Below are 15,092 nucleotides of genomic sequence, written 5' to 3'. Positions count from 1 at the left end.
GACCTCCGCTCCCGGTCGATCACTTCATTCCGGAGGCGGCGATGCCCTGGACGAACAGCTTCTGGAACACCAGGAAGCAGATCAGCACGGGGATCATCGAGACCACCGAGATCGCGAGGACCAGGTTGAAGGGCACCACCTCCTGGCTGGCGAAGCGCTGCAGCGCGACCGGCAGGGTGCGGGTGCGCTCATTGGTCACCACCAGCGGCCACAGGAAGTCGTTCCATCGCCACAGCACCGAGAAGATCGCCAGCACCGCCAGCGCCGGCTTGCACAGCGGCAGCACCACGCGCCAGAAGATCCCGAACTCGCGCGCTCCGTCCACCCGTGCGGAGTCGATCAGCTCGTCAGGGATCGTGAGCATGTACTGGCGCAGCAGGAACACCCCGGTGGGGGTGGCGATGGCCGGCAGGATCACGCCCCACAGCGAGTTCGTCAGCCCCAGCGACGCGGTCACCTGGTAGACGGGGATGAGGATGACCTGGAGCGGCACCATGATCGTCGCGAGCGTCACCAGGAACAGCAGGTCCCGGCCTCGGAAGTTGTAGCGCGAGAGGGCATAGGCGGCCATCGAGTTCACTGCGAGCGTCAGGACCGTCGCGACCACCACCACGATCACGCTGTTGGTGAGGTAGCGCAGCATGTCGAACCCGGTGAGCGCCTCGACGTAGTTCTCCGGGTGCCACTGCTGGGGCAGCATGGTGGGCGGGCGCTGGGCCAGCTCGGAGGGGCTCTTGAAGGAGCCGAGCACGGTCCACAGCAGCGGGATCAGCACCAGCAGCGCGAGCGCGGTGAGGTTGACGGTGCGCACCACGTCCCGGGGCCGCACGCGGGTGCGGGAGGTCGAGGTCCAGGTGGTGGGCTTGGCAGAGGTTGTCGTCATGATCGGATCACACCGCTTCCGCGCGTCGGCCCAGCAACCAGTTGAGCACCGTGAAGCCCATGACCACCACGAACAGCACCACGGAGCCGGCTGCCGCCATCCCGTACTGCATCTGGGGGCCGAAGGCGTTGTCGTAGACGTACTGCACCAGGAGGGTGGTGGCTCCCACGGGCCCGCCGCCGGTGAGGTTGTAGATGACGTCGAAGGCCTGGAAGCCGTGGATCGTGGACAGGATCAGCACCACCATCGTGGTCGGGGCCAGCATCGGCCAGGTGATGTGCTGGAACTGGCGCATCGGATTCGCCCCGTCCAGGCTCGCTGCCTCGTAGAGGTTGGGATCGATCGACTGCAGCCCCGCCAGCAGGATCATCGTGTAGAAGCCGACGTTCACCCACAGGCTCACGGCCACCACGCTCAGCATCGCGAGGTTCGTGTCCACCAGCCACGGGACCTGCCCGATGCCGACGGCCTCGAGCGCGGCGTTGACCAGGCCCCCGTTCCGCTCCAGCAGCCACCGCCAGACGATGCCCACCACCACCGGGCTCAGCAGCACAGGCAGGAAGAAGACCGAACGGAAGAAGGACTTGCCGATGTTCTGCGCGTTCAGCTGCACCGAGAGCAGCACGGAGATGATCACCGAGAGCCCCACGAAGGCGATCACGAAGATGATCGTGTTGAACATCGCCTGGAAGAAGTCGTCGTCCGCGAAGATCCGCTCGTAGTTGCCCAGGCCCGCCCACTCGAAGGTGCGGCCGTTGCGGGAGCTGTACAGCGAGATGTTCAGTCCGCTGAAGGCGGGGTAGATCGTGAACAGGCCGAAGATGACCATGTTCGGCAGCAGGAACAGATAGGGAGCCGCCCGCAGCGACCACGGCACCCGCCGGCGCCGTGGGCTCCGGACGGGGACGGGTGCCGTGGTCGCGGACATCAGTCCTGCTCCACGATCGCGTCGATCGAGGTGCGCAGATCCTCCATCGCGGTCGCGAGGTCCTTGTTCCCGGCGACGACCTCGGCGAACTCCGAGATGAACTCCTGCGCCGCGGCATCGAAGTTCGGGTCGTAGCAGGCGGCGTAGGCCTCGGCCGGGGTCTCGCCCAGGTCGGTGACGAACACGCCCATCTCCTCGTTGCGCACCGGGTACTCGACGCCGGACTCGGTGAGGTCGGCGCGGGTGGGCATGAACGCTGACGCGGTGATGAACGCTTCCTGGGACTCGGTGGAGTTCATGAACTGCAGGAACGTCGCAGCCAGCTGATTCTCCGGGCCGGCGGCGAAGCCGACCATGAACTTCCCGCCGGGGAAGCCGCCACCGGCGACCTGGGTGGGGTTGGGCATGGTCGCCCAGCCGAACTCCGCATTGGCGTCGAACTGGGCGACCTGCCAGTTGCCCGAGAGGTAGACGGGGGTCTGCTGGGCCAGGAACACCTCGTTGGCGCCCTGGTACTTGGTCCCGGAGTCGAGCCAGAAGTCGCTGGGGGAGGTGCCGGCCTCGATCATGTCCACCAGCGGCTGCAGTGCGGTCGCGGCGGCGGCGGGGTCCAGCGAGCTGGTGCCGTCCTGGACCAGATAGGTGCCGCCCTGGGACAGGATCGTGGAGAGGCGATGGCCGGACTTGTCCATGGCGAAGGCGAACTCGGTGCCGGTGGCCTCCTGCACCTGGGTGGCGAGGTCGACCATCTCCTGCCAGGTCCAGGCCTCCGGCAGTGCGACCCCGGCCTGCTCGAACAGGTCCGTGTTCACGAAGGGACCGTTCTGGGTGAGGTCGGAGGCGATCGCCTGGATCTTGCCGTCGGCGTCGGTCATCCCCACCTGGACGCCCTCGGTGAACTCCGAGAGATAGTCGGCGCCCAGGTAGTCGTCCAGCAGCAGCAGATCGCCGGCGAAGGGTGCGGTCGCCGCGACCCGGGCGACATCCGGTGCCTGGTCGCCCGAGAGACGAGCCTGCAAGGTGGTGGTGATGTCCGAGAAGGGCACGATCTCGAGCTCGACGGTGACGTCGTATTCCTTCTCGAACTGTGCGATCAGGTCCCGGGTGGCCTGTTCGTCGGGCCCGTCTGTGAAGTAGAGGTAGCTGAGGGTCTTGCCGGCGAACTCGGCAGTGTCCTGCTCGGCGACCGGGGCGGGGTCCTCGCCTCCGCCGCCACCGCCATCTGAGCCGCCTGGGTTGCAGGCGGCCAGGGCGGTCGCCGCGAGCGCGGCGGTGCCGCCGAGCGTGACGGCCCGACGGGTCGGGGTGACGCTCGAACGGGAGACAGAGTGGCGTGACATGCGCGGTCCTCCTTGACAGCGACGACATTCCCTCCCACATCGGAGGGGCGGCCGCAGCAGCAGCCGACGCCCACATGGTCGATGTGTTTCCGGAGGATGTACGAAGGTTGCCGTCGGTTGCCGGGTGCGTTGCCGGACCGTGATGAGACCGCGTTCAGGAAAGCGCTGCACGTCGTTCCGGGATGACCTCCTGGTGGCCGGTCGGTGAATTCCGGACCTCGCACGGTTCACCACGCGCCGCGCCCCGCGCCATCGTCCGTCTCAAAGTGTGGCAACAAGGTCCGAATAGCGGAATGCGAGGTCTAGGGTCGCTCGTCGTGAATACTGCTCTGCCCTCGTCTCCCCCCGCTGCTCCGGCACCCGGCTCGGCACCGGCCGGCGCCCCGGCGAACACCCGCGGGCGCGTCATCACCGCCTCCATGGTCGGCACGACGATCGAGTTCTTCGACTTCTACGCCTACGCGACCGCGGCCTCCCTGGTGTTCCCGGCCCTGTTCTTCCCCACGCAGAGCCCCGCGAACCAGCTGCTGAGCTCCTTCGCCGTCTTCGGCGTCGCCTTCGTGGCCCGTCCGCTCGGCTCCCTGATCTTCGGGCACTTCGGAGACCGGGTCGGCCGGAAGACCACCCTCGTGGCCAGCCTTCTCGTGATGGGGATCGCGACTTTCCTCATCGGAGTCCTGCCCACCGCCTCGACCCCGGGCTTCACCGTGCTCGCCCCGGCGCTCCTGGTGCTGCTGCGCTTCTGCCAGGGCATCGGCCTGGGCGGGGAGTGGTCCGGCGCGGCGCTGCTCGCGACCGAGAACGCCCCGCCCGGCAAGCGCGCCCTCTACGGCACCTTCCCGCAGCTCGGTGCCCCCATCGGATTCATCCTCTCGAACCTGCTGTTCGTGGCCCTCAGCCTGCAGCTGACCGAGGCGCAGTTCATGAGTTGGGGATGGCGGCTGCCGTTCCTGCTCTCCGCAGCCCTCGTCATCGTGGGCCTCTGGGTGCGGCTGAAGCTCATGGAGAGCCCCGCCTTCCAGAAGGTCATCGACGAGCAGCGGGTCGCCGCCGTGCCGATCGCCCGCGTGTTCCGCACCGCCTGGAAGCCGCTCGTCCTCGCCACCATCGCCATGGTCGCCACCTATGTGCTCTTCTACCTGATGACCGCGTTCCTCATGGTCGTCGGCACCACGGCGGCCGATGAGGAGACCGCTCGCGCCGCTGCGGAGGTCGCCGGCAAGCCCTTCGACGCGGCGAGCTTCGCGCCCGGTCTCGGCTATGACCGCCCGGAGTTCCTCACCATGCTGATCATCGGGGTCGTGTTCTTCGGCATCTTCACCCTGGTCTCCGGCCCGCTCGCGGACCGCCTCGGACGCCGGAAGCTGCTGCTGGCGGTCACCGCCGGGATCGGCATCTTCGGATTCCTCATCGAGCCGATGGTGCAGGCCGGGACGGTGGGCGTGATGGCCACCCTGATCCTCGGCTTCACCCTGATGGGCCTGACCTTCGGCCCGATGGCGGCGTTCCTGCCGGAGATGTTCGCGGCGGACGTCCGCTACACCGGCAGCGCCGTCAGCTACAACATGGCGTCGGTGATCGGAGCTGCGCCCGCGCCCTACGCGATGATCGCGCTGTGGCAGCTGCTGGACGGGCCGCTGTGGCTGGTGGGCGGCTACCTGACCCTCGCTGCGATCATCACGGCCGTCGCGCTGCTGATCGGCAAGGAGACCCGCGAGGTCGACTACCTGGCCTGAGTCTGATCCGTCGGCTCCACCGAGGCGAGTGCGGCGAGCTCGGCACGAGAGCCGGTGAAGACATTCATGTCGACGTAGCGCTCCTCGCCGTCGTAGCCATCACGATGGTCCCGGTGGGAGTACTGCCAGAAGGTCCAGCCGCGGCCGTCGTTCAGATCGGGCGGCAGCACCACGGAGCGGATCCAGATCGGGGAGTCCGGGTAGGCGCCTGCGATGTAGAGGTCGTAGGCGTCGGCCGTGGTGTAGATGACCGGCGGGACGCCGTAGTGCTCGGTGAGCTCCTCGAGCAGCGGAGCAAGAATGGTGTCCACCGCCTCCCGTGAGGGCGGATCCTCGAAATAGTCACCATAGAACTCGATGTCCACCGCGATCGGCAGAGCGCCGTCGCCGCCCACGGTGTCGATCACGTGCTGGGCCTGCGAGCGCCCGGAGCTCTCGAAGCTCACGAAGTGGTAGGCGCCCACGAAGAGGCCGGTATCGCGGGCGTGCTCCCAGTTCTGTGTGAACTGCTCGTCCACGTACGAGGAGCCCTCCGTCGCCTTGATGTAGGCGAAGTCCAGGTCGTCGCCCGCGAAGGTCGGCCAGTCGATCTCCCCCTGGTAGGAGGAGACATCGGCGCCCCGGACCTCATAGCCGTGCGCGAAGATCCGGCCCGGCCAGACCACGCCGGTCGCCACCAGCACCGCGAGCGCCGACGCCACGGCGGCAAGAGGGAGGAGGACGCTGCGCAGCAGCGCGGAGCGGGAGAGGCGTCGTGCTCTCCCGCTCCGCGCAGATCCGGTCGTCATGTGTCCTCGATCAGCCCTGCTGGCGCTGCTCGCGGTAGTAGCGGATCAGCCCGGCGGTCGAGGCGTCCTCCGCGGAGATCGCCTGCTCATCCCCGGCGACTGCCGGAGCGAGGCCCTTGGCGAGCTGCTTGCCCAGCTCCACGCCCCACTGGTCGAAGGAGTTGATGCCCCAGACCACGCCCTGCACGAAGGTGATGTGCTCATACAGCGCGATCAGCTGGCCCAGCGCGGACGGCGTCAGCTTCGGCGCCATGATCGAGGTGGTCGGGCGGTCGCCGGAGAACTCGCGGGCCGCGACCAGCGCGCCCTCGGTGCCCTCGGCGCGCACCTCCTCGGCGGTCTTGCCGAAGGCGAGCGCCTTGGTCTGGGCGAAGAAGTTCGCCAGGAACAGCTCATGGACGTCCTGGTCGCCGTCCTGGAGCGGATGGTTCGGGGTCGCGAAGGCGATGAAGTCCGCCGGGATCAGCCGCGTGCCCTGATGGATCAGCTGGTAGAAGGCGTGCTGGCCGTTGGTGCCGGGCTCGCCCCAGAAGACCTCACCGGTCTCGGTGGTGGCGAGGGAGCCGTCCCAGCGCACGGACTTGCCGTTGGACTCCATGGTCAGCTGCTGGAGGTAGGCGGGGAAGCGGTGCAGGTACTGGGAGTAGGGGAGCACCGCGTGGGTCTCCGCCTCCAGGAAGTTCACGTTCCACACGTTCACCAGGCCCATCAGCAGCGGCACGTTCTGCGCCGCCGGCGAGGTGCGGAAATGCTCGTCCATCGCGTGGAACCCGGCCAGCAGCTCCTCGAAGACATCCGGGCCCAGCACCGTCGCGAGCACGGTGCCGATCGCGGAGTCCACCGAGTAGCGCCCGCCCACCCAGTCCCAGAACCCGAAGGCATTCTCGGGATCGATGCCGAAGGCCTCGACCTTGTCCAGCGCAGTGGAGACCGCGACGAAGTGCTTGGCCACGGCCTCCTGCTCCTGCTCGGCGGTGAGCCCCGCGTTCTCCCGCAGGCCGCTGAGCAGCCACTGCCGCACCAGGCGCGCATTGGTGAGCGTCTCCTGAGTGGTGAAGGTCTTCGAGGCGACGATCACCAGGGTGGTCTCGGGGTCGAGATCCTGCGTGCTGGCGTAGGCGTCGGTGGGGTCGATGTTCGAGATGAACCGCGCCTCGAGCCCGTCCTGGGCGAGGGGCTTCAGCGCCTCGTAGACCATCACCGGGCCGAGGTCGCTGCCGCCGATCCCGATGTTGACGACGGTCTCGATGCGCTTGCCGGTCACGCCGGTCCATTCCCCGGAGCGGACCTTGTCCGCGAAGTCGTAGACCCGGTGGAGGGTGCCGCGCACGTCCTCGTCGATGTTCTGCCCGTCCACCTCGAGGGAGGGGGAGGAGCCGGCGGGGCGGCGCAGGGCGGCGTGCAGCACGGCGCGGTCCTCGGTGGTGTTGATGTGGGCGCCGGCGAACATCGCGTCGCGGTGCTCCTCGACGCCGACCTCGCGGGCCAGCTGCAGCAGCAGGTCCATGGTCGTGGAGGTGAGGAGGTTCTTGGAGAGGTCGACGTGGAGGTCGGCGGCGTCGTGGGTGAAGCGCTCGGCGCGCTGCGGATCGGTGTCGAACCATTCGCGCAGGGAACCCTCGAGCTCGAGGTTGTGCGCCTCGAGCTCGGCCCAGGCGTCGGTGGAGGTGGGGTCGATGGGGGCAGCGGGCGAGGTAGGAACAGTCATATGGCCATTGAACACTGCGGGGAGAGATCCTGCGGAGCCCCTGCCGGGTGTTCCCATGGGTGTTCCCTGAGGCTTGGACAGATGCGCAGCACAGTGCCGAGACCGAAGTGTTACCAGCACATGGAATGCAGTTGACATTTGCTGGTGCAGACTGGATAGGACCGCGCATGGATGTGCGGCCCACGCTCTCGAGCAATCACAGGAGTTTCCAGGGCCATCTCGCGCCGATCAATGATGATGGGCACCGCCGCCACCGGTGCCGCCGCCCTGACCCTCGCAGCCTGCGGAAGCGATGGCGGGGGACCGGCGGGGGCAGCGGAGGAAGCGACGGCGGTGCGGGCGGTGGGACCGGCGAGCCGATCTACGCCAACACCACCGAGCCCGAGAACCCGCTGATCCCGACCAACACCGGCGAGGTCGGCGGCGGGCGCATCATCGTGATGCTCTTCGCCGGGCTCGTCTACTACACGGCCGACGGCTCCGCCGAGAACGACCTCGCGGAGTCCATCGAGACCGAGGACAACCAGAACTGGACCATCAAGATCCGTGAGGGCCTGACGTACTCGGATGGCTCCACCCCGGTCACCGCGCAGGACTTCGTCAACGCCTGGAACTACGGCGCGAACGCCGCCAACGCGCAGCTCGGCCAGTATTTCTTCGAGCCGATCGAGGGCTACGCGATCGTGGTCGCGACCAGGCTGGGCGAGATGAACACATGGACGGTGATCGGCGTGCTGAGCGTCTTCGGCTGGACTAACGTCGCCCGCATCATGCGCGGCGCGGTGATCTCGACCAAGAGCCAGGACTACGTGACCTCCTCGGTGGCACTGGGAGCCTCGAGCTCGACGGTGCTGCTCAAGCACGTGATCCCCAATGCGATCGCCCCGGTGATCGTCACCGCGACCGTGAACCTCGGTGTCTTCATCGTGGCCGAGGCGACCCTGTCCTTCCTCGGCGTCGGGCTGCCCACGAGCTCCGTCTCCTGGGGCGGTGACATCTCCGCCGCGCGGGATGCGCTGCGGACCCAGCCGTCGATGCTGTTCTATCCCTCCCTCGCGCTCGCGATCACCGTGCTGAGCTTCATCATGCTCGGCGACGCCGTGCGCGACGCCCTGGACCCGAAAGCGAGGAAGCGATGACCACGACCTCCATGAACCCGACCCCGGCCGGAGCCCCCGCGAACCGCGACCAGCCGCTGCTGGAGATCCGTGATCCCGAGATCACCTTCACCACCTCCAGCGGTCCGGTTAAGGGAGTGCGCAGCGCGAGCCTCGAGGTGTACCCGGGAGAGACCGTCGCGATCGTCGGCGAGTCCGGATCGGGCAAGTCGACGACCGCCATGGCGATCGCCCACCTGTTGGCCGAGAACGGCTCGATCACCGGCGGGCAGATCCTCTTCGAGGGCCGCGACATCACCCATGTCTCCGAGAAGGAGATCCGGGTGCTGCGTGGGGACCAGGTGGGCCTGGTCCCGCAGGACCCGATGAGCAACCTCAACCCCATGTGGAAGGTGGGCTCCCAGATCCGAGAGACCCTCGTCGCCAACGGGATCGCGAAGGGGGCCGAGGCCAGGGCCCGCTCCGTGCAGCTGCTCGAGGAGGCGGGCCTCTCCGATGCCGCCAGCCGCGCCGGGCAGTACCCGCACGAGTTCTCCGGCGGCATGAAGCAGCGCGCCCTGATCGCGATGGGTCTCGCCGCACGGCCGAAGCTGCTGGTGGCCGATGAGCCCACCAGCGCCCTCGACGTCACGGTGCAGCAGCAGATCCTCGACCACCTCGACACCCTCACCGCGGAGCTCGGCACTGCGGTGCTGCTGATCACCCACGATCTGGGGCTGGCCGCTGAGCGAGCCCAGCACCTGGTGGTCATGTACAAGGGTCGCGTCGTCGAGTCCGGGCCTGCGCTCCAGCTGCTGCAGAATCCGCAGCATCCGTACACCCAGCGTCTGATCAGCGCTGCCCCCTCGCTCGCCTCCCGGCGCCTGGTCTCGGCGACCGAGCGGGTCGAGATCCGCGAACAGGCGCAGGAGCAGGCCGTCGCCCACTCCGGGGCCTCCGGGGGGCGCAGATGCGGTTCTCCAGGTCGAGGAGCTCACCAAGGAGTTCCCGATCCGTGGCAACCTGCCGTGGAAGTCCACGCCGTTCACCGCCGTGGACAAGGTCTCCTTCGAGATCGAGCGGGGGACCACCACCGCGATCGTGGGGGAGTCGGGCTCCGGCAAGTCCACCGTCGCCCAGATGGTCCTCAAGCTGCTCGAGCCCACGTCGGGCCGGGTGCTCTTCGAAGGGCAGGACGTACGGACGTACCGCGGTGCCGAGCTGAAGACCCTGCGCCGTAAGGTCCAGCCCATCTTCCAGAACCCCTACGGCACTCTCGACCCGATGTATTCGATCTTCCGCACCATCGAGGAGCCGCTGCGGCTGCACGGGATCGGGGATGCGAAGAGCCGTGAGGCGAAGGTGCGCGACCTGCTGGACAAGGTCGCGCTGCCGGCGGAGATGATGCGTCGTTACCCCAACGAGCTCTCGGGCGGCCAGCGCCAGCGCGTGGCGATCGCCCGCGCCCTCGCCCTGGATCCTGAGGTCGTGATCTGCGACGAGGCGGTCTCCGCGCTCGATGTGCTGGTCCAGGCCCAGGTGCTCGAGCTGCTCAACGACCTGAAGGCCGAGCTGGGCTTGACGTACCTCTTCATCACCCATGATCTGGCGGTGGTCCGCCAGATCGCGGACAACACCCTGGTCATGGACAAGGGGAAGGTCGTCGAGCAGGGCACCACCGATGAGGTCTTCCACTCCCCGCAGCAGGAGTACACCAAGCGACTGCTCGCGGCGATTCCCGGCGGCTCCATCCCGCTCGCGGGTTCGGAGACGATCGATGTGGAAGGCCCCCGAGGTCGACGCCGACGACGGGCAGGCCGACGGCCCGCAGATCGACGACGGCCCGATCGACCCCTTCGCGAGCGCCGGACACGTCTGAGAGCATGAGGTCGCTCAACTCTGACCGGTTGCCCGGCGAGCCCGACGACACCGATGACGCGATCGCCCGCGAGGCTGCGCGGGCGCGAGCCCGCCGGGCCGCTGGTGGCGGGCTGGGGGAGATGATCCCGCCGCTGACCCAGCAGGAGGAGCGTGACGCACGGATGCGGCGGCCCAGGCGTACAGCCTGGTCCCACACGCCCAGCCCCAGGACCTCCCACCACACGCCTGGCGGGTTCCTGGGCGGCCTCGTCCTCGAGCTTGTCATCACGCTCGGGATCCATCTGCTCTGGCCCGTGCTGGTGCGATGGATGAGCCTCCGGCGGGCGGCCGGGATCGTGGCCGGGACGGGGCTCGGGATGCTGTGTGGAGCTCTGGTGCTGCCCCGGCTCTCCTTCCCGGACAGCCGGGGGACGAGCGGTGACATGGTCGGCGTGCTCCTCAAGGGGGAGGTCGTCGCGATCACCCTGGCCGTCCTGGTGCTCGGGTTCGGTGGAATGTTCATCGCCCTGTTCGCCGGCCAGGCTCGTGCGGCACAGGTTCCGGAGGAGCGAGGGGCAGGGTTCGAGGCCGAGGCATCGCTGGACGCAGGTGCCTCCCATGGAGCGGTCCGCCCCAGAGAGGCCCGCCGTAGAGAGGCTCGCCCCAGAGAGGCCCGCCGCATAGAAGCCCGCCAGGGCCGGGCGCGGAGCCCCCAGCACCTGCTCGCGGGCGCCCTCCTGATCGCCGATCCTGTCGCCGTGGCGGTCACCTGGATCTTCCTCGCCACCCTGTTCACCGGCCAGTTCTTCTACGAGCCAGGGATCACGGTGAGGGCGTACGTGGCCGGGGAGACACCTCCGTCGTACTTCTCCCAGCCGATGATCGGTTCGCTGGTGTTCGGGGTGGTGCTGGCTGTGCCGCTGACCCTGGCAATCGGTGCGATGGCGTCGAACGTCTCATTCCCACCCCCTGGCGGGCGGGCCGCTGGCAGATAGACTCACTAAGGCCCTGGAGCGGGTCGCACCTGCAGTGCGACCGGGCGCTGCTCGGCCTTTGCCCGCAGCGCAACCCGAAATGAGCTTCCGCGTATGACTCTCCAGCACCGTACCGACCTGCGAAACGTCGCGATCGTCGCCCACGTCGACCATGGCAAGACCACTCTGGTGGACGCCATGCTCACCCAGGGCGGCGCCTTCTCCGATCACGACAACCACGGTGAGCGGGCGATGGACTCCGGGGAGCTGGAGCGCGAGAAGGGCATCACGATCCTCGCGAAGAACACCGCGATCCGCTACGTCGGACCGTCGGCTGCGGAGATCGGTGAGCCTGACGGCATCACCATCAACGTCATCGACACCCCCGGCCACGCCGACTTCGGCGGCGAGGTCGAGCGTGGACTGTCGATGGTCGACGGCGTCGTGCTGCTGGTGGACTCCTCCGAGGGCCCCCTCCCACAGACCCGCTTCGTGCTGCGCAAGGCGCTCGCCGCGAAGCTGCCGGTGATCCTCGTGGTCAACAAGGTGGACCGTCCCGACGCCCGTATCGACGAGGTCGTCGGTGAGGCCACCGACCTGCTGCTGGGCCTGGCCTCCGACCTCTCCGAGGAGATGGACGACATCGACCTCGATGCCGTCCTCGATGTCCCCGTGGTCTACGCCTCCGGCAAGGCCGGTCGCGCCTCGATCACCAAGCCGGCCGACGGCACCCTCCCCGAGGAGGAGACCGTCGAAGCGCTGTTCAAGACCATCCTCGAGCAGATCCCTGCTCCGGTCTACGACGACGAGGTGCCGCTGCAGGCGCACGTCACCAACCTCGACGCGTCCCCGTTCCTGGGCCGCCTCGCCCTGCTGCGCATCAAGAACGGTGAGCTCAGGAAGGGCCAGCAGGTCGCCTGGTGCGTCCAGGACGGCACCACCAAGCAGGTGAAGATCACCGAGCTGCTGGAGACCAAGGGCCTCTCGCGCGAGCCGATGACCCGCGCCGCCCTCCCCGGCGACATCGTCGCCGTCGCCGGCATCCCCGACATCATGATCGGCGAGACCCTCGCGGATCTGAACGATCCGCGGCCCCTGCCGCTGATCACCATCGACGATCCGGCGATCTCGATGACCATCGGCATCAACACCTCCCCGCTGGCCGGCAAGAACGGCAAGGGCCACAAGCTCACCGCCCGCCAGGTCAAGGACCGTCTGGAAGCCGAGCTGGTCGGCAACGTGTCCCTCAAGGTGCTCCCCACCGAGCGCCCCGACGCCTGGGAGGTGCAGGGCCGCGGCGAGCTGGCGCTGTCGATCCTGGTCGAGCAGATGCGCCGCGAGGGCTTCGAGCTCACCGTCGGCAAGCCGAAGGTGCTCACCCGTGAGATCGACGGCAAGACCCACGAGCCCGTGGAGCGCATGACCATCGACGTCCCCGAGGAGTACCTCGGCACCGTCACCCAGCTGATGGCGTCCCGCAAGGGCCGCATGGAGACCATGAGCAACCACGGCTCCGGCTGGGTGCGCATGGAGTTCGTGGTGCCCTCGCGCGGCCTGATCGGGTTCCGCACCCGGTTCATGACCGAGACCCGCGGCAATGGCATCGCCGCCTCCTACAACGACGGCTACGAGCCGTGGATGGGGAACATCGAGTTCCGCGCCACGGGCTCCCTGGTCGCCGACCGCGCCGGCAGCGTCACCCCCTTCGCGATGATCAACCTCCAGGAGCGCGGCTCCTTCTTCGTCGAGCCCACCTCCGAGGTGTACGCCGGCCAGATCGTGGGGGAGAACTCCCGCAACGAGGACATGGACGTCAACATCACGAAGGAGAAGAAGCTGACGAACATGCGTGCCGCGTCGTCGGACTCCTTCGAGAACCTGGTGCCACCGCGCCGCCTGACCCTCGAGGAGTCCCTCGAGTTCTCCCGCGAGGACGAGTGCGTCGAGGTCACCCCCGAGGTCGTGCGCATCCGCAAGGTGGTCCTCGATGCCAACGAGCGTCGTCGTGCGACGTCGAAGGCCAAGTCGGGGAAGTGACCTGGTGACCGTCGAGCAGCAGCCGGTGCGGCGAGTGGACACCACCTCGCTCGCCGCCCGGCTCACCCAGGCCGCGATGGCTGTGGTGCTCGCGATCGTCTCGGTGCTGCTGATGATCACCCTCCACCGGGTGGAGCTCCCGGTGGCAGGTCTCCGCCTGCCCGTCGGTCTGCTGTTCGGGGCGCTGTTCCAAGTGGTCACCAGCGTGTTCCTGTGGGCAGCGACCGGGTCGCGGCTCCCGCTGCTGGTGCTCGGCAGCCTGTGGGGCCTGCTGGCGATGCCGTTCCTGGGCGAAGGCCTGGGCGGCGGCGTGCTGATGCCGGCGATGCTGGGCACCGAGCCCCAGTACTCCGGCTGGGTGGTCCAGGGCCTCGGCCTCGTGATCCCCTTCCTGATCGCAGGCCTGATCACCCTTGTGCGCAGGGCCCGTACTCGGGCAAATTGAGCAGATGACCGCTCCGAAGCGCCCCCGACCTGACTGGGCGACGATCCCCAACCTGGTCACGCTGCTGCGCTTCGCACTGCTGGGCCCCGTGAGCCTGCTGCTGCTGGACGGTCCCGACACCCTCGCGGTGGTGCTGCTGCTGGTGTGGGCCTCGACCGACTGGATCGATGGGCTGCTGGCCCGCGCACTGGACCAGACCAGCCGCACCGGAGCGATCATCGACCCGATCGCCGACCGGGTGGGGTTGGTCGCGATCGTGCTCAGCCTTGCTGTCGCCGACCTGCTGCCCTGGGCTGCGCTCGCGATCATCCTGATCGTCGACGTGGCGATGGTCGTGCTCGCCACCCAGGCGGCCCTGGGCGGCCGGATCTCCGTCTCCTGGCTCGGCAAGATCCGCACCTTCGTGCTGATGGGCTCTGTGTTCCTGCTGGTGGCGGCCGCTGCCTGGGCCCCGTCCCTGGTGCCCGCCGCGCAGGTGCTCTTCTGGATCGGGGTCGTGCTGCACACGGCTTCAGGCATCGACTACATCCTCAGGGCGCGGCGGGCCCCCGCCGTCGCACCGGAGGTGGTGGAACCTCCTTCGCCGCGATGACCAACGCCCGCAGCACTGTCATCGCGCCACGCTTGGTCATCACCTCCACCGACAGCTCGTCGGTGGCGAGGATCGTCCCCAGCGCATCGCTCATCGACTCCCCATGCGGGGACGACTCCCGGTCGATCGCATAGCGCAGCACCACGCGCCGCCCGTCCTGGAGGAAGGGCGCCCAACCGGCGCGGACCCGGTCATCATCATGCTCAGCCATCACTCGAGGCTATCCGCTGCCGCTGCCGCTGCCGTCAGCTCGGCCGGTGTCGATCGCCGGATGTGCGTCCCATCACCTCCGTGGTCCGCCGCCTCGTCGCAGGGCACGCGGCGCAGGCGGGATGACAGAATGGGGGAGTCTCCGACGGAAGGAAGCCGCTCATGACGTACGTCATCGCTCTGCCCTGTGTCGACGTCAAGGATCGTGCCTGCGTCGACGAGTGCCCCGTGGACTGCATCTATGAGGGCAACCGGATGCTCTACATCCAGCCCGATGAGTGTGTGGACTGCGGAGCCTGCGAGCCCGTCTGCCCCGTCGAGGCGATCTACTACGAGGACGACACCCCGGATCAGTGGGCCGAGTACTACAAGGCCAACGTCGAGTTCTTCGACGATCTCGGCGCCCCGGGCGGTGCGGCGAAGATGGGTGTGATCGACAAGGACCACCCCATCATCGAAGCCCTCCCGCTGCAGCCGAACCCCCTGGCCTGAGC

The 15,092-nt window shown here is 68.2% G+C and carries 13 protein-coding genes and 1 pseudogene; 8 read left to right on the top strand and 6 right to left on the bottom strand.

Going from position 1 to position 15,092, the window contains the following annotated elements; all coding sequences use genetic code 11:
• Positions 1–19: 19 nt before the first annotated feature.
• The 3 genes from ACTH43_RS06990 to ACTH43_RS06980 are packed head-to-tail and all read right to left on the bottom strand — an operon-like array spanning position 20 to position 3,151.
• Positions 20–883 (bottom strand): carbohydrate ABC transporter permease, encoded by an 864-nt coding sequence (locus ACTH43_RS06990; protein ID WP_441444202.1) that lies wholly within the window; start codon positions 881–883, stop codon positions 20–22.
• Positions 884–890: 7 nt separating this feature from the next.
• The gene (locus ACTH43_RS06985) at positions 891–1,811 is read right to left on the bottom strand and encodes a carbohydrate ABC transporter permease (protein WP_441444201.1); all 921 of its coding nucleotides are present in this window, start codon (positions 1,809–1,811) and stop codon (positions 891–893) included.
• A complete protein-coding gene (locus tag ACTH43_RS06980) occupies positions 1,811–3,151 on the bottom strand; it encodes an ABC transporter substrate-binding protein (RefSeq protein WP_441444200.1) in 1,341 nt (446 codons plus the stop codon). Before ACTH43_RS06980 ends, ACTH43_RS06985 begins: the two co-directional genes overlap by 1 nt.
• Positions 3,152–3,468: 317 nt before the next feature.
• Here ACTH43_RS06980 and ACTH43_RS06975 point away from each other — a divergent pair, with 317 nt between their 5' ends.
• The gene (locus ACTH43_RS06975) at positions 3,469–4,887 is read left to right on the top strand and encodes an MFS transporter (RefSeq protein ID WP_441444199.1); all 1,419 of its coding nucleotides are present in this window, start codon (positions 3,469–3,471) and stop codon (positions 4,885–4,887) included.
• Here ACTH43_RS06975 and ACTH43_RS06970 read toward each other — a convergent pair.
• On the bottom strand, positions 4,875–5,675 hold the full coding sequence (locus ACTH43_RS06970; protein ID WP_441444198.1) for a GH25 family lysozyme: 801 nt from the start codon (positions 5,673–5,675) through the stop codon (positions 4,875–4,877). The two genes, ACTH43_RS06975 and ACTH43_RS06970, sit on opposite strands and share 13 nt — an antisense overlap.
• Positions 5,676–5,685: 10 nt before the next feature.
• Positions 5,686–7,383, bottom strand: a complete 1,698-nt coding sequence (gene pgi, locus ACTH43_RS06965; protein ID WP_441444197.1) for a glucose-6-phosphate isomerase — start codon at positions 7,381–7,383, stop codon at positions 5,686–5,688.
• A 167-nt stretch (positions 7,384–7,550) separates the two neighbouring features.
• On the opposite strand from pgi, the gene ACTH43_RS06960 reads away from it, so the two are divergent.
• From ACTH43_RS06960 to ACTH43_RS06935, 6 genes and pseudogenes are all read left to right on the top strand, one after another.
• Complete coding sequence (locus tag ACTH43_RS06960) at positions 7,551–8,522, top strand: ABC transporter permease subunit (protein ID WP_441444196.1); 972 nt, start codon at positions 7,551–7,553, stop codon at positions 8,520–8,522.
• A pseudogene (locus ACTH43_RS06955) lies at positions 8,519–10,367 on the top strand (dipeptide ABC transporter ATP-binding protein). Before ACTH43_RS06960 ends, ACTH43_RS06955 begins: the two are co-directional and overlap by 4 nt.
• Entirely contained in the window at positions 10,364–11,335 is a 972-nt protein-coding gene (locus tag ACTH43_RS06950; RefSeq protein WP_441444195.1) for a hypothetical protein, read from the top strand. The pseudogene ACTH43_RS06955 and the gene ACTH43_RS06950 overlap by 4 nt, the downstream one beginning before the upstream one ends.
• A 93-nt stretch (positions 11,336–11,428) precedes the next feature.
• Positions 11,429–13,351, top strand: a complete 1,923-nt coding sequence (typA, locus tag ACTH43_RS06945; protein WP_441444194.1) for a translational GTPase TypA — start codon at positions 11,429–11,431, stop codon at positions 13,349–13,351.
• A gap of 4 nt (positions 13,352–13,355) precedes the next feature.
• Positions 13,356–13,796, top strand: a complete 441-nt coding sequence (locus ACTH43_RS06940; RefSeq protein ID WP_441444193.1) for a hypothetical protein — start codon at positions 13,356–13,358, stop codon at positions 13,794–13,796.
• A gap of 4 nt (positions 13,797–13,800) precedes the next feature.
• Positions 13,801–14,388 carry a CDP-alcohol phosphatidyltransferase family protein gene (locus ACTH43_RS06935; protein WP_441444192.1) on the top strand — a complete coding sequence of 196 codons (588 nt, stop codon included), beginning with the start codon at positions 13,801–13,803 and terminating at the stop codon, positions 14,386–14,388.
• Here ACTH43_RS06935 and ACTH43_RS06930 read toward each other — a convergent pair.
• Positions 14,327–14,599 (bottom strand): putative acetyltransferase, encoded by a 273-nt coding sequence (locus ACTH43_RS06930; RefSeq protein ID WP_441444191.1) that lies wholly within the window; start codon positions 14,597–14,599, stop codon positions 14,327–14,329. The two genes, ACTH43_RS06935 and ACTH43_RS06930, sit on opposite strands and share 62 nt — an antisense overlap.
• Before the next feature lie 161 nt (positions 14,600–14,760).
• On the opposite strand from ACTH43_RS06930, the gene fdxA reads away from it, so the two are divergent.
• Positions 14,761–15,090, top strand: a complete 330-nt coding sequence (gene fdxA, locus ACTH43_RS06925) for a ferredoxin (RefSeq protein ID WP_441444190.1) — start codon at positions 14,761–14,763, stop codon at positions 15,088–15,090.
• Positions 15,091–15,092 lie beyond the last annotated feature (2 nt).

This window comes from Brachybacterium sp., assembly GCF_052095815.1.
In the GTDB taxonomy this organism is placed as follows: Bacteria; Actinomycetota; Actinomycetes; order Actinomycetales; family Dermabacteraceae; genus Brachybacterium.
The sequence above is the reverse complement of the archived record's forward strand: the minus strand, read 5'-3'. Positions and strand labels throughout refer to the sequence as shown.

Bases quoted from the DNA above. Each gene is read 5' to 3' on its own strand.
- ACTH43_RS06950 (WP_441444195.1), top strand. From the start codon at position 10,364: ATGAGGTCGCTCAACTCTGACCGGTTGCCCGGCGAGCCCGACGACACC.
- fdxA (WP_441444190.1), top strand. From the start codon at position 14,761: ATGACGTACGTCATCGCTCTGCCCTGTGTCGACGTCAAGGATCGTGCC.
- ACTH43_RS06980 (WP_441444200.1), bottom strand. From the start codon at position 3,151: ATGTCACGCCACTCTGTCTCCCGTTCGAGCGTCACCCCGACCCGTCGG.
- ACTH43_RS06935 (WP_441444192.1), top strand. From the start codon at position 13,801: ATGACCGCTCCGAAGCGCCCCCGACCTGACTGGGCGACGATCCCCAAC.
- ACTH43_RS06930 (WP_441444191.1), bottom strand. From the start codon at position 14,599: ATGGCTGAGCATGATGATGACCGGGTCCGCGCCGGTTGGGCGCCCTTC.
- ACTH43_RS06990 (WP_441444202.1), bottom strand. From the start codon at position 883: ATGACGACAACCTCTGCCAAGCCCACCACCTGGACCTCGACCTCCCGC.
- typA (WP_441444194.1), top strand. From the start codon at position 11,429: ATGACTCTCCAGCACCGTACCGACCTGCGAAACGTCGCGATCGTCGCC.
- ACTH43_RS06985 (WP_441444201.1), bottom strand. From the start codon at position 1,811: ATGTCCGCGACCACGGCACCCGTCCCCGTCCGGAGCCCACGGCGCCGG.
- ACTH43_RS06970 (WP_441444198.1), bottom strand. From the start codon at position 5,675: ATGACGACCGGATCTGCGCGGAGCGGGAGAGCACGACGCCTCTCCCGC.
- pgi (WP_441444197.1), bottom strand. From the start codon at position 7,383: ATGACTGTTCCTACCTCGCCCGCTGCCCCCATCGACCCCACCTCCACC.
- ACTH43_RS06960 (WP_441444196.1), top strand. From the start codon at position 7,551: ATGGATGTGCGGCCCACGCTCTCGAGCAATCACAGGAGTTTCCAGGGC.